The sequence below is a fragment of the Streptomyces sp. NPDC059003 genome (assembly GCF_042740445.1).
Taxonomy (GTDB): Bacteria; Actinomycetota; Actinomycetes; order Streptomycetales; family Streptomycetaceae; genus Streptomyces.
Map to the genome: position 1 here is coordinate 159503 of NZ_JBHYJH010000005.1, position 20666 is coordinate 180168.

Annotated in this window: 19 protein-coding genes; 10 read left to right on the top strand and 9 right to left on the bottom strand. The window is 68.1% G+C overall.

Annotated elements, in window-relative coordinates; translation table 11 throughout:
• Positions 1–468: 468 nt before the first annotated feature.
• From ACFWZ5_RS04930 to ACFWZ5_RS04965, 8 genes are all read right to left on the bottom strand, one after another.
• Entirely contained in the window at positions 469–912 is a 444-nt protein-coding gene (locus tag ACFWZ5_RS04930) for a hypothetical protein (protein WP_384890409.1), read from the bottom strand.
• 46 nt (positions 913–958) lie between these two features.
• On the bottom strand, positions 959–3121 hold the full coding sequence (locus tag ACFWZ5_RS04935) for a tetratricopeptide repeat protein (RefSeq protein ID WP_384890411.1): 2163 nt from the start codon (positions 3119–3121) through the stop codon (positions 959–961).
• Positions 3118–5004 (bottom strand): glycoside hydrolase family 15 protein, encoded by a 1887-nt coding sequence (locus tag ACFWZ5_RS04940; RefSeq protein WP_384890413.1) that lies wholly within the window; start codon positions 5002–5004, stop codon positions 3118–3120. The genes ACFWZ5_RS04935 and ACFWZ5_RS04940 overlap by 4 nt, the downstream gene beginning before the upstream one ends.
• A gap of 122 nt (positions 5005–5126) precedes the next feature.
• Positions 5127–5723 (bottom strand): DUF6624 domain-containing protein, encoded by a 597-nt coding sequence (locus ACFWZ5_RS04945; protein ID WP_384890415.1) that lies wholly within the window; start codon positions 5721–5723, stop codon positions 5127–5129.
• Complete coding sequence (locus ACFWZ5_RS04950; RefSeq protein ID WP_384890417.1) at positions 5720–6472, bottom strand: DUF6624 domain-containing protein; 753 nt, start codon at positions 6470–6472, stop codon at positions 5720–5722. The genes ACFWZ5_RS04945 and ACFWZ5_RS04950 overlap by 4 nt, the downstream gene beginning before the upstream one ends.
• Positions 6473–6695: 223 nt before the next feature.
• Entirely contained in the window at positions 6696–7151 is a 456-nt protein-coding gene (locus tag ACFWZ5_RS04955) for a hypothetical protein (RefSeq protein ID WP_384890419.1), read from the bottom strand.
• Between the two features lie 178 nt (positions 7152–7329).
• Complete coding sequence (locus tag ACFWZ5_RS04960) at positions 7330–7713, bottom strand: hypothetical protein (protein WP_384890420.1); 384 nt, start codon at positions 7711–7713, stop codon at positions 7330–7332.
• Entirely contained in the window at positions 7710–8318 is a 609-nt protein-coding gene (locus tag ACFWZ5_RS04965; protein ID WP_384890422.1) for a hypothetical protein, read from the bottom strand. The genes ACFWZ5_RS04960 and ACFWZ5_RS04965 overlap by 4 nt, the downstream gene beginning before the upstream one ends.
• A gap of 75 nt (positions 8319–8393) precedes the next feature.
• Here ACFWZ5_RS04965 and ACFWZ5_RS04970 point away from each other — a divergent pair, with 75 nt between their 5' ends.
• Both ACFWZ5_RS04970 and ACFWZ5_RS04975 read left to right on the top strand, forming a co-directional pair.
• On the top strand, positions 8394–9782 hold the full coding sequence (locus tag ACFWZ5_RS04970) for a Tat pathway signal protein (RefSeq protein WP_384890424.1): 1389 nt from the start codon (positions 8394–8396) through the stop codon (positions 9780–9782).
• 75 nt (positions 9783–9857) lie between these two features.
• Positions 9858–10343, top strand: coding sequence for a TrmO family methyltransferase (locus ACFWZ5_RS04975; RefSeq protein ID WP_384890426.1), 486 nt, complete (start codon positions 9858–9860; stop codon positions 10341–10343).
• A 77-nt stretch (positions 10344–10420) separates the two neighbouring features.
• Here the strand turns inward: ACFWZ5_RS04975 and ACFWZ5_RS04980 are convergent, their stop codons facing one another.
• Complete coding sequence (locus ACFWZ5_RS04980; RefSeq protein WP_384890428.1) at positions 10421–10876, bottom strand: ATP-binding protein; 456 nt, start codon at positions 10874–10876, stop codon at positions 10421–10423.
• Between the two features lie 358 nt (positions 10877–11234).
• Between ACFWZ5_RS04980 and ACFWZ5_RS04985 the strand changes: the two genes are divergently transcribed.
• The 8 genes from ACFWZ5_RS04985 to ACFWZ5_RS05020 all read left to right on the top strand — a co-directional run bounded on the left by ACFWZ5_RS04985 (position 11235) and on the right by ACFWZ5_RS05020 (position 20534).
• The gene (locus tag ACFWZ5_RS04985) at positions 11235–12140 is read left to right on the top strand and encodes a helix-turn-helix domain-containing protein (RefSeq protein WP_384890430.1); all 906 of its coding nucleotides are present in this window, start codon (positions 11235–11237) and stop codon (positions 12138–12140) included.
• Positions 12141–12182: 42 nt separating this feature from the next.
• Positions 12183–12368 carry a DUF397 domain-containing protein gene (locus ACFWZ5_RS04990; RefSeq protein WP_384890452.1) on the top strand — a complete coding sequence of 62 codons (186 nt, stop codon included), beginning with the start codon at positions 12183–12185 and terminating at the stop codon, positions 12366–12368.
• A gap of 213 nt (positions 12369–12581) precedes the next feature.
• Positions 12582–13979 carry a helix-turn-helix domain-containing protein gene (locus tag ACFWZ5_RS04995; protein ID WP_384890432.1) on the top strand — a complete coding sequence of 466 codons (1398 nt, stop codon included), beginning with the start codon at positions 12582–12584 and terminating at the stop codon, positions 13977–13979.
• Entirely contained in the window at positions 13976–14863 is an 888-nt protein-coding gene (locus ACFWZ5_RS05000) for a phosphotransferase family protein (protein WP_384890434.1), read from the top strand. The genes ACFWZ5_RS04995 and ACFWZ5_RS05000 overlap by 4 nt, the downstream gene beginning before the upstream one ends.
• A gap of 1239 nt (positions 14864–16102) precedes the next feature.
• Complete coding sequence (locus ACFWZ5_RS05005; RefSeq protein WP_384890436.1) at positions 16103–17308, top strand: tyrosine-type recombinase/integrase; 1206 nt, start codon at positions 16103–16105, stop codon at positions 17306–17308.
• A gap of 410 nt (positions 17309–17718) precedes the next feature.
• Entirely contained in the window at positions 17719–19014 is a 1296-nt protein-coding gene (gene pcaC, locus ACFWZ5_RS05010; RefSeq protein ID WP_384890438.1) for a 4-carboxymuconolactone decarboxylase, read from the top strand.
• 50 nt (positions 19015–19064) lie between these two features.
• Positions 19065–19697 (top strand): MBL fold metallo-hydrolase, encoded by a 633-nt coding sequence (locus ACFWZ5_RS05015; protein WP_384805806.1) that lies wholly within the window; start codon positions 19065–19067, stop codon positions 19695–19697.
• Positions 19698–19754: 57 nt separating this feature from the next.
• On the top strand, positions 19755–20534 hold the full coding sequence (locus tag ACFWZ5_RS05020) for an exodeoxyribonuclease III (RefSeq protein ID WP_384805797.1): 780 nt from the start codon (positions 19755–19757) through the stop codon (positions 20532–20534).
• Positions 20535–20666: the final 132 nt, after the last annotated feature.

The window sequence follows — 20666 nt, forward strand, 5'->3', positions numbered from 1 at the left end:
GGGGGGCACCGGCCTTGCTCCTCCGGTTCGTCTGGGGAGCGCGTCGAGCCGCTCGGCCAGCGAGGGACTGGCGTGGCCTACGGGGTCCGCGAGTTCGGGGATGGCCCACGTCGCGCACAGCCACGTCTTCCACGCGTCCACGCCGGAGGGGGTCGCGTCGGCGAGGTCGGGCCAGGGCGGAATCTCGATGTTGGTGCCGACTGCGGCGCGTATCCGCCAAGGGCGCGCACCGGTACCCGAGCCGCTGCCGAGTGGCACTCATCATTGCCTCCTCCATTGCGCGTTGGTAGCCCCGTGGGCGGAGGCGACCTGTCAGAGATCGCCGAAGAACGCGTCCAGAGCGTCCTCTGTGCCGGGTACGTCGACTTCGCGGATAGTCGAGGCCGAGACCGCCCAAGCGCGCGGTGCCCACAGGGGAGCCGCCGGTCGGGGACAGGGCGGATTCCGGGACGGGGCGTTCTTCGGTGTTCATGAGTCCACCTCGGCCAGCCGCCAGATGATGGCCTCGACGATGGAGTGGAGCAGCAGGGGCGGTGTGAAGATCCGCCCGTTGCGGCGCCTTCTCACCCAGCCCGAGCCCGCAGACGGATCAGTGCGGGACCAGGACGCCGGGGGGACGGTGACAGAGGTACCGGCGCCGAAGTACTGAACGGAGGATGGCCAGGCAGGCTCGTTCGATCCTTCGGGGAGGAAGAACCCCCACTGCCCGTCGATCGCGAACACGGCACCGACCGGACGCAGTTCGAGTCGGTCGAGGTGGCCGACGGCTTCTTGGGCATGCTGCTCGGGCACCAGCACGACGTCGAACCCCTGGCTGAGGAGAAGACGGTGCGGGCGGTCGCACAGCAGCGTGCTCGACAGCAGACGGACCTCGTCGCTGACGGTCGCGGTGGCGGAGAAGTGGGAGGCCACGGTGGATCTCCTTGCGGAAGGCGCGGGCACGCGACGGGAGTGCGGCTCAGGCGAGGGCGCGGAGCCGCTGGCGCAGGCGCTCGGCATCGAGGGGGTTCAGCCGCTCGTAGCGGGTGAGCGATTCGGCGTAGAGGGCGGAGGCTTCCTCGACGCGGTCGTCGCCCTCGGCGATCTCGCCGAGCCACTCGATGGTGCGCGCGGCCCAGGACGGTGCTTCCACCACGACGAATTCGTTATGCGCGGTCCGCAGCGTCGTCTCGGCCGCAGAGATGTCGCCGACGAGGGCGGTGACACGTCCCCGCCACGCCAGCGCGCGTGCTGCGTCGTGAGGATCGTCCATGTCGAGGAGCGCGTCGCGTGCGTTGGAGAACAGGCGGCAGGCTTGTTCGTGGTCATCGTTGTGCGAGGCGACCTGGCCGAGAAGGATGTTGGTCAGCGCGACTCCGCGCGTGTATCCGATGCTGAGCCGGACCTCGCTGGCTTGCTCCAGGAACGGCACGGCGTCCTGGAACCTCTGCGCCGTGACCAGCGTGGCGCCCAACTCGTGCAGCGCCTGGCCCACCATGTACTGGTCCTTCTCGCGATCGGCCATCTCGCGGGCCTGCTGGAAGCAGCCGATGGCCTCGTCCAGCTCGCCGGCGCCGCGCAGTCCTACCCCCAGCGTGCTGAGGATTCGCATCTCGGCCGCCGGATCCTGACAGCGCCGAACGGCTTCAAGGGCGAGCCGGTGAATCTCGATCCATTCGCTGTACCGCCTATCCGAACGCCACCACGGCCACAGGCTCCACGAAACGCGCCAGGTGAGGTCCCATTCCCCGGCAGCATGACCGGCTCGAATCAGCGCCAGCACGCTGTCGGCTGCGGCCTTCAGCCACGCCATGGCCGAGGCCCTGTCCGTGAAGATCGCTGGTGCATCGTGCTGAGGCCGTGCGCCGGGCAGGGACTTGCTGTGGCTGGGCGTGATCAGAGCGTCGGCCGTGGCGGTCGCAGCGAGGGCCCAGCGCAGTGCACGGCGCAGGATCTCCTGCGCTTCCCCGTCAGTGGCCTCGGCGAGCGCGCGCTCACGTCCATACTGGCGGATCTCGGCGGAGGGCCACCGGTAGACCGCGCCACGCACTTCGTGCTGCGCGGCCTGTTCCAGCAGGTGCGCGGCGGCCAGGGCGCCCAGGGCAGACGCAGCCTCTTCTTCGCCGAAACCCGACAGAGCGCTGGTCAGCGAGACGTCGATGTCGTCCAGCGGCAGCAGCGCGAGGTGACGATAGCTGCGCGCGGCGCCCCGCGGCAGGTCGGCGTAGGTGGTGTCGAGGTGGGTGGTCACGATCGCTCCAGGGAGACGAAGAGAAGGGCGCCGGGCAGCGACATTGCGCTGACTGTCGAGGAGCGCGCGGACGATGCTGGACACGGGCCGGTGGGGGTGCTGCGCGAGCTGCCCGACGGTCAGCCGCAGGGCTTGGGGGACGCCAGCCGCGAGGCTAAGGAGGCGGGACGTCGGTTCGGGCTCGGCGCGCAGCCGCTCGTCCCCGACGCAGCGGGTCAGATAGGCGCGTGCGGCGTCCGGGGGCAGCGGCCCCAGCTCGTGGAGGTCGGCGCCGTCGGCGGCGAGTTCAGCGAACCGGCTTTGACTGGTGGCCACGACCAGGTGTCCGGTTCCTCCGGGCAGCAGCCGCCGGACGACGGCTGCGTCGGCGACGTTGTCGAGGAGAACGCACAGGGGCGGCCTGCCGGCGGTCACGGATCTCCACCAGCCGACTAGTTCGTCCTCGGCCGCGGGCAGCGGGCCTGGCCACATCGCCCGCAGGAGCTGGCCCAGTGCGTTGGCGGCCGTGCGAGAGCCTTCGGGCTCCGAGCCGCGCATGTCCACATACAGCTGGCCGCCGGGGTAGCGGCCGACCAGCTCCTTAAGGATGCGGGCGGCCAGCGCGCTCTTGCCGATGCCGTGCGGGCCGTGCAGGCTGATGATCTGGATACCCGCGGTGCGCTGCGGCGGGTCGAGGAGCTGGTACAGGGAGCGAAGCTCGGCGTCGCGGTCGACCCAGGCCGGGGGAACCTGCGGACCCTGAAACGGCGGAGGCGGATCGAAGCGCGCCTCGTGAATGGTCACGCCGCCCGTGATGTGACCGGCCTGCACGCTGGTGTTCACGATGCCCTCGTGAAGGGAGTTCACCGTGGTGGTGCGATTCGATGGCGTGCTCGCCTGCGGAGACGTCATCGTGCTCTCCCCGCGAGCACCGGTTCGTCGACGAGCGTGTTCGGCTCGGTGGCCTCTGAGTTCAGGGCGTCGTCGCGCGAGGAGTCTGTGTTCGGCGAGGCGAGGCGAAGCGCCGCCCCAACCAGGGCGAAGTGGCTGAATGCCTGTGGAAAGTTGCCCAGTTGACGGCGGCGCACCGGGTCGTACTCCTCGGCCAGCAGCCCGACATCGTTGCGGAGGGCCAGGAGGCGGTCGAACAAGTCGCGTGCCTCATCGCTGCGGCCGATCATGGCCAGGGCCTCGACGAGCCAGAACGAGCAGGCCAGGAAGGCACCTTCGTCACCGACGAGGCCGTCCACGCCGGTCTCGGAGCCCGCGGTCGGATAGCGCAGGAGGAGGCCGTGCGTGGTGGACAGCTCCCGCTGGACGGCTTCGATGGTCCCGATGACCCGCTTGTCCGTGGGCGGCAGGAACCCCACCTGCGGGATGAGGAGCAGAGCGGCGTCGAGTTCCTGCGACCCGTAGAACTGTGTGAAGGTATTGCGCTCCTCGTCGTAGCCGTACGCGCAGACGTCCTTGTGGATGTCGTCGCGCAGACGGCGCCAGCGCCGGAGCGGCTTGGTGTCGCCGCGCGCCTCGGCCTGCTGGATCATGCGGTCGATGGCAACCCAGGCCATGACCTTGGAGTGCACGAAGTGCCTGTTAGGCCCCCGTACCTCCCAGATTCCGGCGTCCTCCTCGCGCCAGTGGCGCGCGATGTAGTTGAGGAGGTCGGTCTGCAGCTGGTAGGCGTCGTCGTGATCGAGACCGGACTCGTGGGCTAGGTGCAGGGTGTCCACGACTTCGCCGTATACGTCGAGCTGACGCTGGTGGGCTGCCGCATTGCCGATGCGGACAGGCCGTGACCCTTCGTATCCGGGCAGGTCGAGGACCGCTTCCGGCAGTTCCCGGCGGCCGGTGATGGTGTACATGATTTGCAGGCGCTCGGGGTCGCCGGCCACTGCCCGCAGCAGCCACTCACGCCAGGCACTGGCTTCCTCGCGGTACCCGGTGCGCAGGAAGGCGGACAGGGTGATCGCGGAGTCCCGCAGCCATGTGTAGCGGTAGTCCCAGTTCCTCGATCCGCCCAGCTCCTCCGGCAACGAGGTGGTGGGCGCCGCGACGACGGCGCCGGTCGGGTCGTAGGTGAGGGCTTTGAGCGTGATCAGAGAGCGGATCACGGGCTCCCAGTCACGGCCCTGGTAGGTGCAGCGGGCGACCCAGTTCGCCCAGAACGCCTCGGTGTCGGCGAGCGCCTGCCCGGGATGCGGGCACGGCGGAGGAGGTAAGTGAGACGCCTGCCAGGTCAACGCGAAGGAGATGCTCTCGCCCTCGTGGACGGTGAAGTCGGCGAGGGTGGTCCCGTCCGCGTGGTCCGTGGGCTCCACGGCGCTGTCGAGCCATACCGCGTCGGGACCGGCCACGGCCAGGCCGCGGGTGGTCCCAAACGGCTGCTCCTGTAGTTCGCGCCGTGGTGCGACCTGCCCGTAGTTGAAGCGCAGATGCAGCCGGGAGGCCATCCGGACAGCGCCTCGTACTCCCTGGACGATGCGGATTACCTGTGGCTGCTTCTGCGTTCCCGCGGTACGCGGCGGCATGAAGTCGATGACCCGCACCGCTCGTCCCGGCAGCGACCACACGGTCTCCGCGATGGCGGAGTCCCCACGGTAGGAGCGCTCGGGTACGGCGTCCTTGTCCTGGGGCGCGAGCTGCCAGGCCCCGTGCTTCTTGTTGCCCAGCAGGCTGGCGAACGCGGCCGGGGAGTCGAACTTGGGCAGGCAGAGCCAGTCCATGGTCCCGTTGCGGTCCATGAGGCAGGAGGTCTGCAGGTCTCCCACGAGGATGTGGTCCTCGATCAGTGGCACGGTGTGATCCTTTGGTGTTCGGACGGGCGGCTCAGTGGGCTGTGCAGGGAGCGGACACGGGGTCGCTGCGGGCGACGGGCGGCACAGGCATGGCGCCTCCAGAACGAGGAGTGGGGGCGTGGTCAGGTGCGGTGCTGGGCTGCTCCGCGCAACTGCTGGAGCTGGTCCTCCAGCGGCGGGAGCCCCACGGCACGTCGTCGCTCGTCAACGTCGTCGGGGTCCTCGATCGGGTAGGGCCGCAGCAGCGCCGGGTCGAACTTCGTGCCGTACCGCTGCTTGCGGCCTTCCAGGACGCAACAGAAGTCCTCGATGTACGCCCCGTGGATGGCCAGCGAGTCCCCCTCCTGGACGGAGGCGAGGATCAAGTCCCGGCACGTCAGCTGAAGTTCCCGGTCCTCCGCGTGCAACAGGACCTGGAGGGCCGCGGTGGAAGCCTCATCGCCCACGGCTTCGCGGGATGGCCATCCGCCTTGCTGCACGATGGCCTTCAGCGCCTGCCCGTTCTCGGCCCTGGCCTTCGTTAATGCCGTGAGGCGGGAGGTTGATTCCGGCAGTGCCATGGCTTCGTGGCTCAGGCACGCGTCCCGAGCGCGCAGCTCAAGCAGCCTCCTGGCCAGCGCCTCGGCGGCAGGCATCGGGTTCTGTGCCGTCGACTTGGCTTCGGCCTGCTGACCGCCCGCGTCGCTGGCGGGCGTCTCCTGCGGGGTTTCCAGTTTCACGACGGCCACCTTTCAGATCGCGGTGCGTACGGGCGCGGCCGAGGAGCAGGAGCAGGGTCAGCCGGGGAGTCGGGAAGCGGCGGAAGGCCCACCTCTCGCCGTCGGGCACTCAGCCCGGCCACGTCGGCGATCGGGTACCGATGGGTCTCGCCGCAGTCGGTGCGGGCCTGCGTGCCGTACGCCTGGGGCAGTCCTTCCAGCACGCAGGCGCGGTCGTACAGGCGGGCCCACTGAGCCCAGGTCGCGTCGCCCGCCTGCGCGGCGTCGCCGAGCATGCGCAGCAGCAGCCGGACGAAGGGCACGTTGGTGATCCGAAGAGCGAGATGCACAGCGGCGTCCGCTCCTTCAGCCCCGGCGAGCCTGAACCCTGGCCAGCCGTGTACGGCCACGATCCGGTGCAGGACCTGCGCGTTGGAGCGATCAAGTAGTTCGTTGGGTAACGCGACCGGAACATCAGGGAGCGTCGGCAGGCGCTGTGCCCACTGCTGCTCGGCGGCCTCGGCCCTCTCGCGCAAGTCCTTGGAGATGTCCGGGCGCTGCGCGCAGCCAGCCCCAGCGGGCGAGAGCGCGGTGGGGTCTGGATCGTTGGACGTCATGTCCTCGCCCGGCAGCGCCGGTACTGGCAGGGCGCCGTCCCGGTGGGCGCGGCGAGTCCGTATTCCCCACGCGAGCTGGTGAAAGGGTCCGAGCGCGTCGCTCGGGAGAGGGCCCGTGGCGGGCTCACTGGCGCGTTCGACGGTGACGGTCACGGGTTCTCCTCGGCAACGTGGTGGACGGGCGGGGGATCAAGGTGTGCGGGGTGGCCCTCCCGGCTCGGCGCTCACCGTGGCGGGGGCTGGACGGCTCGCTTGCGGGCCGGGAGGACCCTGGCCTTGCCCGATGCGGAGGTACACGGACAAGGCGTGCTCGGCCGCCGCTGCCCCATGCCCGCCAAGAGGCCGGGCGGCCGAGAACTCGGGGATGGCAAGGCAGTCAGGTGCCTCCGGCATCGAAGGTCACGTGCAACGGATCGTCGGCGGTGAGCACTCCGGTCTGGTGACCGCGGAGCACCGCCTGCTGCGCGCCCCCGGGTGCCTGGAGCCGGATGCACAGGAATTGGGACCGCTCCCATGCATCCGCAGCGGCAAGTCCCGCCTCGTCGGCGTAGGTCTCCAGAGACAGTCCCTTTGCCCAGGCCCGCAGCAGATCCAGCTGGAACGGGGAGAGCCAGACGCTGGGTCTTTGGCCGGCGTCGATCACTCCGTGCGCCACCGCGAGGTGAACAGTGCCGGTCCACCGGATCGGAACGCCGCCGTTCAGCATCCGCCCTAGCTCTGCCACGCCGCGAAAGGTTGCCCGCACGTTCGGAAAGTGGCCGCGGCGTAGCAACTCCCGTTCGTCGGCGCCTTCTGCGACGGCCTGCAGGACTGCGACGTTGCCCAACGTCATTCCTGTCGCCTCGGCGGGCAAAGGGCTATGGCGTACAGAGGGCCCAAGGCGCACGCTGTGGCTGGTCCCAGACGAGGCGGGACGGACGAGGGGGACTGTGGGTGACGTGAGGACGGCGGTGTTCATCAAAGCTCCGAGCGGGAGTGCAACGACTGGAGGGGAGGGGGAAGCCGCAGGCTCACGGAGGCTTCGAATGAGAGCCGACCGGCTCGAGCTGCCGGCTGCTGACGGCCGTGCTGACGCAGCGCTCGGCGAGGGGCAGGACCGACACAGGGTGGGCCGTCCACGTCCAGGTCCCGGTATCCGTCGTCAGCGTGAACACGTACGGTCGGCCCCGCCGCAGGTCGCGGATGGCCACTTCGCGGGCGGGATGGTTGCCCAGCCAGCTCCACACGCCCGCGAAGGTCTCGCGATCGAGGCCGGGGATCAGGTCCCGAACTGACTCCCGTATCCACTCGACAGCCTGGCCGGGGGCCGTCGTGCTCACCCCCTGCGGATGGGGTGCGGCCGGGACATGGCCCGGAAGATCGATGTGACACCAGTACGTACGTGGGAGCGTCATCCCGCACCTCCTGGTGTCGGGTTCGGGAGAGCCTCGGCGTCAGCGCAGTTCCCGCTTACCAGGTTGCGGAAGGTGGTGACGGCGCCGGCCAGTCGCCGGGCGAAGGGATCGGTGGGCACGAAGCCGCTGACGAGTGCTTCAGCGTCCAGACGGACGGCTAAGAGGACGATCCACTTCAGGTCGGCTTCGGGGTATCCGTTCGCCTGCCGCAGGGAGTCGGTGATCAACGACCACAGGCAGTCCCGAAGACGGGGAATGATCTTGCCGAACTCGTAGACCGTCAAGGGTTCGTCCCTTGCCTCCCCGAGCACACGCTCCAGGTAGTGGTCCAGGTCCTCGACGAGCGACCGGTTCATCGTGCCGAGAGCGTGGCGGATCTCTTCCGGCGTGGAGCGACGACGCCCACTGTGTGCAGTCCTGTCCTCGGGCAGCGAGACCGATCGGCTGACGACGAGAGTGCGGCTGGAGGAGGCAGCGCTGGCCCGGTATCCGTCGGGCGTCATCCGGCAGTGAGTGCCTTCAGCCGCCTGCTGTCGGTTCACCGGATTCCTCCCAGGGGAATGGCAGTTGGTGGTTTCGTTGACCTTGAGCGAACCGCGAATCACGCTGGGTCGATATCCCCGGGCGGCACGCAACGCCGTTAAAGCCGTTAAAGATCGTTTGTTGGACAGGGGCGGAGAATGCCGCGCGAACGAAACCAGAGGCTGGCAGGAGTCATCGCAGAAACCGGCTGGTCGCAGCCCAAGGTCGCCGCCGCGTTCGTTAGGGTCGCCGCCGAGGTCGGGGCGCAGGAGCTGCGCGCCACCACACGCACTCACATCGCGGCGTGGGTCGCGGGCTCGCAGCCCTCCGGCAAAGCGCCCCTTATCTTGTGCGAGACGTTGTCCCGTCGGCTCCAACGCCCCATCACACCCGCCGAGATCGGCCTCGCAGCGCCGCTCCCGGACGCGGTCACGGCATCCGAATGGCACGTCGATACCCTGACCGACCTGGTGGACCTTGGGAGAACGAACGTGGACCTCGAACGCCGCCAACTTCTGGCCGGCGCCGCCTACTCGGTAGGCGGTCTGGTGATACCCGGCCCAGAGTGGTGGGACGAAGCGCCCGCTCGGGGCCGCTCCCGACGTCCGGCCACCACCCGCAGGGTCGGTGCCGCAGAGATCAACGCCGTACGCGAGATGACGGACTTCTACCAGCGCCGCGATCAGCGATCTGGCGGCATGGATGGACGGACGGCCCTCTACCAGTACATGTACGACGACGTGGCGAAGTACGTCGGCGGCGTCTTCGCGTCGGAAGCAACCCGGCGCGACCTGTACTCGGCTGCCGGCGAGCTGGCGTACGTCGCTGGTTGGATGTCCTTCGACGCGTCGCAGCACGAGGCCGCACGTCGGTACTTCACCTTGGCGACGAAGTTGGCGGCCGAGGCAGCCGATGCACCGCTGGCCGGGCATGTCCTGCGTGCGATGGCCCACCAGGCGACGGACCTTGGACAGCGGCGGGAAGCGGTAGACCTCGCCATGGAATCGGTCGCCCGCAAGCAGTACACGGAGGCCACGCCGCGGGAACGAGCCCTGCTCGGTGTCGTCCAGGCGCGATGTCTCGCCGTGGACGGCCAGAAGCAAGCCGCTGCCGACGCCCTTCTGCGCGCAGAAGACGATCTCGCCGCGGCCGGGCCTGGTGACGACGAACCAAGCAGGGTCTGGTTCTTCCGCGAAGCCTCGCTCGCCCACGAGACCGCCCGGACCTTGTGGTCGCTGGGTGACCTCAATGGAGCCCTCAAGGAGTTCGAGCGAAGCGTGCTGACCAGGAAGGCCGACACGTTCAGCCGGACCCATGCCGTCACGTTGGGATACATGGGGGCAGTTCAGGCTCGTCAGGGCAACGTCGAGGCCGCATGCGCCACCTGGGGCCGGGCCCTCGATTCGATGGACGGAGTCTTTTCGGGGCGGGCACGCGAAACCGTCGTGAACATGCGCCGCGTGCTGTCGCCGTACCGGAAGCGCGGCATCGCCGTAGCCGGCGAGATCGACGAACGGGCCAGGGTAGTGCTCGGCCGCGTAGCCTGACGACGCCAGGTTGACGTGGCCGGGTGGCTCGAACCGACTGCCAGCCCGCTGCCGCAAGGGAATGAGGGGGCATCTGTGTCCGTGGAGCGCATCGAACTGCCCGTCGTCGCCGACGTCGTCGGCGGCCACGCGGGTCGCCTCGACGACTTCAAGGGAGGCGTGGAATCGATCATCCGGCTGCGGCCCGAGTACCCCTTGGAGACGCTGCAGGGGATCGAGGCGTTCTCCCACTTGGAAGTCACCTGGTACTTCAGTGAGCGCAGCGACGACGACGTCGCGCTGCATGCGCGCAGCCCCCGAGACAACCAGGACTGGCCGGCGACGGGGACCTTCATCCACCACAATCACCGGCGCCCGGCGGGCATCGCGACGAGCTTCCCCCGGTTGCTGCGCGTCGACGGGCGCGATCTCCACGTCGTCGACCTCGACGCCGACGATGGGACGCCGGTTCTCGACTTCGTGGCGTGCTTCCGGGAGATGCTGCCCCGCGGCCCCGTCACCCAGCCCTCGTGGCCCGGGGAGATGCTTCGCGACTACTGGCGTGACGCCAAGGAGCGTTGAGCCCGCTGGTGCTGAGTGGGCTGTGCACGACGGGGGCATGATCAGCTCCGAATGACAGGAGGCGAGTGAGGGCAGGGTCAGGAAACGGCACGGACGGATGGTGGCTTCTGCCTGCGTTTGCACCAGACCGTCTTGCCGGGGCCTTTGCGCTGCCATCCCCACTCGTCGGAGAACGCTCGGACGAGTAACAGGCCCTGGCCTGAGCCGCGCTCCGGGTCGGGTTCGCGTATTTCCGGCTCCGCCGGGGAAGCGTCGTTGACCTCCAGGTGCACCAGGCCGTCACAGAGCCGCAGAAGCACGGTGACCGGCTGTTTCCCATGTCGCAGGGCGTTGGTGACCAGTTCGGAGGCGAGGAGACCCAGGTCGTCGGCCAGCGCGTCGAAGCCCCAGTGGCGCAGTGCGTCGTGTACGGCCCGGCGGGTCCGTGGGATCTCCGAGTGTTCGTCCTTCAGCTCTAGAGCTATGGCTCTGGAGAACGTGGGGCGAGCCGTGGTCGGCTCCGCGCCGATTCCAGTCTCGTTCGTGCCTGCCATGCGCTCACCTCGCTGACGTCGATCGGCAGCGATCGGCCGAGCCCCCAAGGCTTGGCTTCCGTGGGGGTCGTGGAGAAGGCCGCTGCGAAGCGTGCGTCCTCGCGAGGATCCGCCGCCAGTGGCGACGGCGTCCGCGATCAGTCACTCCGTGCTTCGGTTCAACTGCCTTCTGTGGCGATCGACTTGGAGTATGGCGCCGGATCTCTCTCCATGTAACGCTCACGGCGGAAGTGTCCGCATGGGCCTCTCGGGCCGCTATGCAGCCGTAACCCTAGGGGCGTTCCGCCGTGTAACGTCCCTTGTGGCCGCTACGCGCCAGCAAGGACACTGGCTGCACTCGCACAAGAGGAGCGCCAGCATGACGAACAGGTCGACAGCGCCAGATGAGGTGCCTGATCAGGCCGAGGCCGGGCCAACTCAGCGCCGGCGCACACTGGGCCGCCGCCTCCTTGCGCTTAGGAAAGCGAGCGGCCTGTCGGCCGAGGTGGCAGGCGCACAAGCTGGGATGTCGAAGGCCACCGTCAGCCGCTATGAGCAGGCCAAAGGGAACGTGCGCTGGAACCAGGTCAAGGCACTTTGCGAGGTGTACCAAGCCTCGGAAAAGGAGACGCTTGAGCTGATCGAACTGGCCAAGAACAGCAAGATCACCGATGGGTGGTGGGTCCCGCTCGCCGGCAAGCTCTCCGACCCCATGCGGATCTTGATTCCCATCGAGAACGAGGCCCCTTGGGTTCGGCAGTACACGGCTGCGGTGATACCTGGCCTCCTGCAGACCAAGCCGTACGCCAAGGCGATCAAAGCGACCCCCGGAAACACCCTGGAGCCGGAGGCCGTGACCGAGTTCATCGACATGCGTATGCAGCGGCAGAGGATCCTCAAGCGTGATGCTCCGCCGACGTACCACGTCGTCCTGGACGAGAGCGTGCTCCGCCGCAAGGTCGGAGGGCCAGAGGTCATGGCCGAGCAGTTGGATCTCTTGCTGGACCGGAGACAGGAACGGAATATCACCATCCAGGTGCTGCCGTTTGACGAGGGTGCGTACAGCGCGGCGTTGACGAGTTTCATCGTCTACGGAGGCGCTGAGCCGTCGCTGGACGTCGTCTTCGTCGAGACCGCCGTTGGCTCCTTGTTCCTGGAAGAAGGCGAAGCACGTCAGGCATACGACAACGTCTGGACCTTCCTGCGCCAGGAGGCGCTGGACCCCGACTCCTCGGCCGAGCTGATCGCCGAGGCGCGTAAGAAGCACCTGCGAAACCAGAAGTAGCGAACGAGGGATACATCCGTGGCCGAGCAGTCCCAGCAACCCGTGTGGCGCAAGAGCAGCTACAGCGGCAGTCCCCAGGCTGAATGCGTGGAGTTCGCCGACATGCGTGGCGGCCCTTGGGTCCGTGACTCTAAGAGGCCGGACGGTCCGCACGTCGTCTTCTCAAGCAAGGCATGGGGCACGTTCACGGCGAACCTGCAACAGGGGCCGCCTCCTTCTCTGGGGTGACCCCAACGAGGCGAGAGTGCGGCCCGAGACTCGATGGAAGTCTCGGGCCGCACGCCTGCCCCCGTGTGGACGTCGGTCAACCTCCGTACCTACAAAGGCAGTCCGGGGTGGAATCTGGCGGCCCAGTCCCAAGAAAAGTCTGTGCAGCGGACCAGCGATGCGGACAATCAGAGAACGGAGCGTTGTCCGCATCAGGGCACCGAAGGGGAAGTCATGCCGCAGAAGCCCAAACCCCTGGACGAGACCCTGTCGGCGCGCGCCTGGTGGGGCAAGGAACTCCGCAACTGGCGCAGGGTTCGGGGCCTGTCGTCCAAGGCGCTGGGGGCAAAGGTGCACCTCAGCGGCAGTTCGATCGAGCGCATCGAGAAGAACGAGCGCCCGTGCAATGCCGCACTGGCCGGTGCACTGGACGTCGCGTTGGACGCGGGAGGCGCACTTGTAAGGCTGTGGCGTCATGTCGAAGAGGAGGTGGCCCGAGGGTGCGCTGATGCGGACAACCTGAGAACCGAACCTCCGCTCGACAGCTTCGGTGCACAGGGCACGGGCATCCTTGGAGTGAACCCACCCGTCCTTCTGGATAGGAGCCCGTCAGCCGTGGAGCGCCGTTCCTTCTTCGCCCTCGGCGGCATAGCCGCCCTTGCCCCCGGAACGTTCACCGATCTCCTTCCGAAGACAGGGCCAACGGCGCTCCCCAAAGTCGTTCGCCCGGAGGACATCGAGCAGGTGCGCACCGCCGCCAACACCCTCGCGGGGTGGGACAACCTCTATGGCGGTGGCGGGATCGCCCGCAGTTCCTCCGCTGGGCTGTTCGTATGGGCCAAGGGGCTGCTCACCGTGAAGCGTCCGCCCGAGCTGGAGGCTGATCTGTACGCCGCTGTTGGTCGGCTATCGATCGTGATGGGGGCCTCCGCGTTCGACGCCTACGAGCATGAGGATGCGACTCACCTGCTCCAGTTCGGAACTTGGTGCGCGGAGCAGGCCGGCAACTGGCATCTCAGGGCCACGGCACTCAACTGGCAAGCGCGCCACGAGATCTGGTGCGGCAGGCCCGACTCTGGCCTCACTCATGCCGAGAACGGCCTCCTACGCTCTGACCGCCTTACACACCGCGAGCAGGCCATGCTTCATAACGCCAGGGCCAGGGCCTGGGCGAAGCTGGAGAATCCGCAGGAGACCTTGGCCGCCATCGGCCGGTCAGATGACGCCTTCGCAGGGGCCCGAAAGGGCGAGGACGTCGAGTGGATGGCGTACTACGACGAGGCGCAGCACTACGGGGACACCGGGCATGCGGCATTTGATATTGCCCTGTTGCCGGGGCAGTCGCCTGTGTTGGCCGCGCACCGGTTGAAGGCCGCGATCGAAGGGCACACGGACGCGTACGTGCGCTCACGAGCCCTCTCTCGCACAAAGTTGGCAACGTTGACCATGGCCACAGGCGATCCGCGGCACGCGGTGGCCCTTGCGAACCGCGCCCTGGGCGAAGTGGGGCGGCTGCGCTCCAAGCGCGCTGCGTCGGATATCCGAGACCTGGCCAAGGTGTCTGCGAGGTATGCCCGGACGCCGGAGGTAGCCGAGTTGAGGGAGCGAATCACCGCTACGGTCCTCGCATGACGACGACGCGTACGGAGGAGTCCTTCATCGTCCTCCAGGAGGTGTCGGCTGCCGCCGGTCTGTCTCCGGAGGGGGCCGAGCCGATCCGGCTGGCCGAGAACGACCTGTGGCGTCTCCCCGGCGGAGTCGTGGTTCGTATCGCCCGTGCAGGTCAGGAAGATGCAGCAGCTCGTGAGGTGGCTGTCGCGCGCTGGCTGGCCGAGAACAATGTTCCGGCCGTGCGACCGATGCCGTGGGACCAGCCTGTACACGCAGGTGGACGAGCGGCGACGTTCTGGGAGCTGCTGCCTCCCCACAGGCACGGCACCGAAGCTGACCTCGCGCCGCTCCTGCGTCGAATGCACGAGTTGCCCACGCCGCCTTTCGCTATCGGCCGGCTCCAGCCCTTTGTCCGTGTGGCTGATCGCCTCGCCGCGGCGCGCTCGGTGAGCGACGACGACCGGCAGTGGCTCCTGGACCATCTGGGCAAACTTCAACAACAGTGGGCCCACCTTCCGGCCGGACGCCCGCACTGCGTGATCCACGGCGACGCTTGGGGAGGCAACTGCGCCGTGGTCGAGGACGGCGCCGCGCTGCTTATGGACTTCGAGCGCACGTCGTTCGGCCCACCTGAATGGGATCTGACATCCACCGCCGTCGCGCACGACACCTTCGGCACGGTCTCCGCCGAGCGATACGGGGCCTACTGTGAGCGGTACGGCTTCGACGTCATGAACTGGGCGGGATACCCGACCCTTCGTGGGGTCCGGGAGCTGCGCCTCGTGACCTTCGCGCTGCAGATCGCAGACCACGATGCCGACGCGCTCGGGCAGGCCCACTACCGCGTTGCGTGTGTACGGGGCTTTGAAGGACCTCGTCCATGGCGATGGCGAGCTGTGGGGTGAGCCTGGGCTAGGGGAGCGAGGGCCTGGATGCTCTCGTCTTCTCCCACGCCGGCCTGGAGCGCCTCGGCCTCCTCCACCGAGCGGCCGAGGTACTGCCCGTCGACGTCCAGTGTCGCGCTGGCGACAGGATTGCCACATAGTTTCTGGACCCGATCAACGATCCGGCAGCGGAGCGACTTCTGCGGATTGAGCGAGGTGTTCTGGGCGCGCTCGGTGAGGATTGCCACACGGCCTGCTCCGTTCACGCCGTGTACGACGATGCCACTACCCAAGTGCAGGTCAACGTTGCGATGTTCGAGTCGAACGGCGGGGCAACCGTGAAGACCAACGTCGTCGGGGTAGTCGGAGACGACCAGTCCGTGATTGACGAGGTCATGCAAGGGCTCCGTGACGGGAGCGCTGCAGCGCTACTTCCCCCGGATAGTCCCAGGATGGGCCCCAAATGGGCAGCCGCCGGGGCATTCGCCCACGGCAGACGAGAAAGAGCCCCAAAGGACTGGAACCTCCGCCGAGACCATGTCAACGTACAACGTCCCGGAAAACACCAGGTCAGCGAAGGGATGCGGACTTCTGGCGGGGGCGGGCCGACCCGCCTCACAACATCCCGCAGCCCGCGCCGCTCGATCTCGCGGCCGAGCGCCCGACCCTACGGAGGTTCACCTGTCGAAGCCCGTTATCCGATCTGCTTGCTTCACCGCCCCCGTCCTCTTGGCGCTAGGAGCCGTGAACGCGTGGACGGCCCAACGAACTGAGGACTACGGATCTCTTTCCACGGCGCTGTGCCTTTGCGTCTGCGCCGCCGGTCTGTTTGGCGAGGATCTGCTGCAACGTGACTACCGCCGTGACAGCACGGTCCTCGCGCACGTTGCGGCGCACCCTGGGGCCGCCACTCGCCACGTAGCCCGAGCCGTCGGAGCCCCGGAGCGCGTCGTCGCCCGAAACCTCGACCGTCTCACTGACGACGGGCTGTTGGTGCTGGTCACTGACGGCGCGACTCCTGCACTGCGGTCCTACCGACTGGCGTCATGACCTGAGCCGGAGTAGAGGGCACGCCCCCTGGGAGTGCTGGGCGATACATAGCAGACGATCCCCGGTTAGCAAAACCGGGGATCGTCCGGACCATTGATGCCGTTCGTCTCGGCTGTGCTTGGCGGTGGAGCCGGAGCGGACGGTGTAGCTCATTTGCCTGACCCGCAGTGACGTCCTACTAATGCGGGCATTTCCACGAAACCGAGGAGCGTGAGAGTTCTGTCCGATCCCATCAAAAAACTTCCGCCAAACTCGAAGGGGAAGGTTCGGTATCGCTTTGTTGTCGATGTAGGGGTTGATCCCGAATCTGGGAAGCGTAAGCAGCTGATGCGCACCTTCGATTCATTGAAGGAAGCGAAGGCCGAGTACGCCAACATAGCTAACCGGCGGAACAAGGGCTCGTTCGTGCCGCCCAACAAGGTAACCGTGAACGAGTGGCTCGATCGATGGCTGGCCATGAAGGCTGACGACCTCGAAGAGACCACCATCTATAACTACAGGATCACACTGGATCGGGTTCGGGGGAAGCTCGGAAATACTCGCCTCCAGGATCTCACTGAAGAGCAGGTGGAAGAATGGAGGGATTGGGCGCTGAAGCATGGCCGCGTGCGTGGCAAAAAGGCTGGTACGCCACTCAGTGTCACGAGTGTGGATATGAGCCTAGCCCGACTTAAGGAGGCGCTGGGAAGGGCTGTTACCCGACGCTTGGTGCAAATCAACGTCGCTGAACACGTGAGCATCCCGCGCAGGGCGCGAAAAGAGGAACGGAAGTCCAAGGAAGAAGTGCAGCCATGGAACGTCCAGGAGGTTCAGAAGTTCATCCACGGTATTATGGGGGAACGCCTCTACGCGGCGCTTCTTCTTTCACTTATGGGGCTTCGTCCAGCTGAAGTCTGCGGCCTTCGGTGGGAAGACGTTGACTTGGAGAACGCCACGATCGTCATTGCTAACACGCGCACGATGATGGGTAACCGGCACGTGGTGGAGAAGGACACCAAGTCCCTTGCGGGTGAGCGGGATTTGCCGTTGCCAGCTCCGGTGCTGGTCGCCCTCAAAGCATTCCGGGCTCTCCAGGCCGAGGAGAGGCTCGCTCTGGGAGAGGCGTACGTGGTGTCCGGCTATGTGCTGGTGCACGAGACAGGAGTGGCTTTCACGATCAAGCAGCTTCGTCGGCGCGCGTACCGGCTCATGGAGCTTCTCGGTCTCCGTCGCGTCAGGCTCTACGACGCACGCGCGGCGTGCTTCACCTTCCTGGCCAACAACGGCGTGCCGGACCATATCCTCGCGCGCTGGGCCGGGCATAAGAACGTAAAGACGACCAAGCGGTGGTATGTCAAGCCGGATGTGGAGGATCTTCGCGGAGCCGCTGTCACATGGGATGGCCTGCACGGAGGTGTGACGGAGCGCCAAAAGTGAGCCACACGATCTGTATGGAGGGCCCACCCCCCCCGGCTGTGGCCAAGGCGCCTGCCCGGTGAGTACAGATCTTGTTCACCATGTGGTGTTCAAGCTGCTGGTGGGGAGATTGTGGAACGGTTCCGGGCCGGTCACGCCGTGCCTCATCAGTGTCACCAAACTCGGCGTGTCAACTGAGCCACCCTGGAAGCCGTGCCCTTGGGGCAAGGGCTTGCCCGAACAGGCTGGCCGAGGGCCCGCGCGCCAGTAGGGCCCAGAGCCGACGCGGTCACGAGTGCATGCTGGAGACCACGTGCTTGGATGCTCAAACGGTTCCGGCAGCGCCGGTCCTGCTGCCGTGAGCGGGACAGGGCCCACCTAGGTTCACCCCAGCGATGTGTAATTTTGTGAGAGATGAGAGGGTCAGGCGGGTGAGTGAGACGCCGAAGAACACCCTGCAGTACCGCTTTGACGGGCCAGAAGACGCCCCAGTCCTGATCTTGGGTCCCTCACTGGGTACCACATGGCACATGTGGGACCGGCAGGTGCCCGAGCTGAGCAAGCACTGGCGGGTGCTCCGCTTCGACATGCCCGGTCACGGCGGCGCCCCCGCGCACCCCGTGGACTCCGTCGGCGAGCTGGCGACCCGCGTGCTCGCCACGCTCGACGAGCTCGGCGTGCAGCGCTTCGGGTACGCGGGCTGTGCCTTCGGCGGCGCCATCGGCGCGGAGCTCGCCCTCAGGCAGCCGCACCGCGTCGCCTCGCTGGCCCTCATCGCGACCTCGCCGCGGTTCGGGTCCGCCGACGAGTTCCGTCAGCGCGGCGTGATCGTCCGCAGCAACGGCCTCGACCCGATCGCCCGCACGTCGCCCGAGCGCTGGTTCACGCCCGGCTTCGCCGCCGCGCAGCCCGCGATCACGGACTGGGCCGTGCAGATGGTGCGCACCACCGACCCCGGCTGCTACATCGCCGCCTGCGAGGCCCTCGCCGCGTTCGACATCCGCGCGGAGCTCGGCAGCATAGGAGTGCCGACGCTCGTCCTGGTGGGCTCCGAGGACCAGGTGACGGGCCAGGGCGAGGCGCGCACGCTCGTCGCGGGCATCCCCGACGCTCGCCTCGCCGTCGTGCCCGGCGCCTCCCACCTCGCCCCGGTGGAACAGCCCGCCGCGGTCACCGACCTGCTCGTACGCCACTTCTCCACCGCCTGGCAGGCCGCCCCGGACGCGACGGCGACCGGCCAGCACGCCATCGCGGCCCCGCCCGTCAAGCCGGTCCTCGCCCCCGCGCCCCCCGTGGCCGTCGCCGAGATCGCGCCGGTCGAGCAGCCGCAGGCGACGGACGCGCGCGCCGACGCCTACGCGGCGGGCATCAAGGTGCGCCGCGAGGTACTGGGCGACGCGCACGTCGACCGGGCCCTGGCGGACGCCGACGAGTTCTCCTCCGACTTCCAGGACCTCGCCACGCGCTACGCCTGGGGCGAGATCTGGAACCGGCAGGGCCTGGACCGCCGCACCCGCAGCTGCGTCACGCTGACGGCGCTCGTCGCGGGCGGCCACCTGGAGGAGCTCGCCTTCCACGTACGGGCCGCGCTGCGCAACGGCCTGACCCCGTCCGAGATCAAGGAAGTGCTCCTCCAGACCGCGGTGTACTGCGGGATCCCGGCGGCCAACAGCGCCTTCCGGGTCGCCCAGAAGGTGATCCGCGAGGAAACGACTCCCCAGGAGTAGCGCCGCGCCCCCGGGGGAGCAGGATGGAGCCCATGACGATGACGACCGGCATGAAGCTCACCAAGCAGTCCCACGCGTGCGTGCGCCTCGAAAAGGAGGGGCGCACGCTCGTCATCGACCCCGGGGGGTTCAGCGAGGCCGACGCCGCCGCAGGGGCGGACGCGATCCTCGTCACCCACGAGCACCCCGACCACTTCGACGAGGGCCGGCTGCGCGCCGCCATGGAGGCCGATCCGGCCGCCGAGATCTGGACGCTGGCCGCCGTCGCCGACCAGGTCGCGGCGGCCTTCCCGGGCCGCGTGCACACGGTCGGCCACGGCGACGCGTTCGAGGCGGCCGGTTTCTCGGTCCAGGTCCACGGCGAGCTGCACGCCGTGATCCACCCGGACATCCCGCGCATCACGAACGTCGGCTACCTGGTGGACGGCTCCGTCTTCCACCCCGGCGACGCGCTGACCGTCCCCGACCACCCCGTGGACACGCTCCTCGTCCCCGTGATGGCGCCCTGGAACAAGATCGCCGAGGTCATCGAGTACGTCCGCGAGGTCAAGCCGCAGCGCGCGTACGACGTCCACGACGCGCTCCTCACGGACCTGGCGCGGCCCGTCTACGACGGTCACATCGGCCGCCTCGGCGGCGCCGAGCACGTGCGGCTCGCGCCAGGGGAGTCGGCGGACCTCTGAGCGGCGCCGACCCGCACGGATCCGTGACTGTCACACCCGGCAGGTAGGTTGTCCGTCATGCGCATCGCCACCTGGAACGTGAACTCGATCACCGCCCGCCTGCCCCGCCTCCTGGCCTGGCTGGAGAAGAGCGGCACGGACGTGCTGTGCGTCCAGGAGACCAAGTGCACCGCCGAGCAGTTCCCCGCGGACGCCCTGCGGGAGCTGGGCTACGAGTCGGCGGTCAACGCCACGGGCCGGTGGAACGGCGTGGCGCTGGTCTCCCGCGTGGGCCTCGACGACATCACCACGGGCCTGCCCGGCGGCCCCGACTACGACGGCGCGCAGGAGCCCCGCGCCATCGCGGCGACCTGCGGCCCGCTCCGCGCCTGGTCGGTCTACGTGCCCAACGGCCGCGAGGTCGACCACGCGCACTACGCCTACAAGCTCCAGTGGTTCGAGGCCCTCAAGGCCGCCGTCTCCGGCGACGCCGCGGGCTCCCGCCCCTTCGCGGTCCTGGGCGACTACAACGTGGCGCCGACGGACGACGACGTCTGGGACGTCGCCCGCTTCGAGGGCCTCACCCACGTCACCCCCGCGGAGCGGGCCGCGCTCGCCGCCCTCCGCGAGACGGGCCTGCAGGACGTCGTCCCGCGCCCCCTGAAGTACGACCACCCCTTCACGTACTGGGACTACCGCGAGCTCGGCTTCCCCAAGAACAAGGGCATGCGCATCGACCTCGTGTACGGCAACGAGGCGTTCTCCAAGGCGGTGACCGACGCGTACGTGGACCGCGAGGAGCGCAAGGGCAAGGGCGCCTCCGACCACGCTCCGGTCGTGGTTGACCTCGACGTCTAGCCCCTTGGGGGCTCCGCCCCCAGACCCCCTTCTCTCCGCGCTCCGCGCTCGTCCTCAAACGCCGGACGGGCTATAAGCCCCCACCCGCCCGCCCTTTCCTGGGGCTCCGCCCCAGACCCCGCTCCTCAAACG

What these genes read in the sequence shown, in the direction of transcription:
- ACFWZ5_RS05000 (WP_384890434.1), top strand. Translation starts at nt 13,976, where the DNA reads ATGACGACGACGCGTACGGAGGAGTCCTTCATCGTCCTCCAGGAGGTG.
- ACFWZ5_RS05015 (WP_384805806.1), top strand. Translation starts at nt 19,065, where the DNA reads ATGAAGCTCACCAAGCAGTCCCACGCGTGCGTGCGCCTCGAAAAGGAG.
- ACFWZ5_RS04980 (WP_384890428.1), bottom strand. Translation starts at nt 10,876, where the DNA reads ATGGCAGGCACGAACGAGACTGGAATCGGCGCGGAGCCGACCACGGCT.
- ACFWZ5_RS04970 (WP_384890424.1), top strand. Translation starts at nt 8,394, where the DNA reads ATGCCGCGCGAACGAAACCAGAGGCTGGCAGGAGTCATCGCAGAAACC.
- ACFWZ5_RS04960 (WP_384890420.1), bottom strand. Translation starts at nt 7,713, where the DNA reads ATGACGCTCCCACGTACGTACTGGTGTCACATCGATCTTCCGGGCCAT.
- ACFWZ5_RS04955 (WP_384890419.1), bottom strand. Translation starts at nt 7,151, where the DNA reads ATGACGTTGGGCAACGTCGCAGTCCTGCAGGCCGTCGCAGAAGGCGCC.
- ACFWZ5_RS04995 (WP_384890432.1), top strand. Translation starts at nt 12,582, where the DNA reads ATGCCGCAGAAGCCCAAACCCCTGGACGAGACCCTGTCGGCGCGCGCC.
- ACFWZ5_RS05020 (WP_384805797.1), top strand. Translation starts at nt 19,755, where the DNA reads ATGCGCATCGCCACCTGGAACGTGAACTCGATCACCGCCCGCCTGCCC.
- ACFWZ5_RS04985 (WP_384890430.1), top strand. Translation starts at nt 11,235, where the DNA reads ATGACGAACAGGTCGACAGCGCCAGATGAGGTGCCTGATCAGGCCGAG.
- ACFWZ5_RS04935 (WP_384890411.1), bottom strand. Translation starts at nt 3,121, where the DNA reads ATGACGTCTCCGCAGGCGAGCACGCCATCGAATCGCACCACCACGGTG.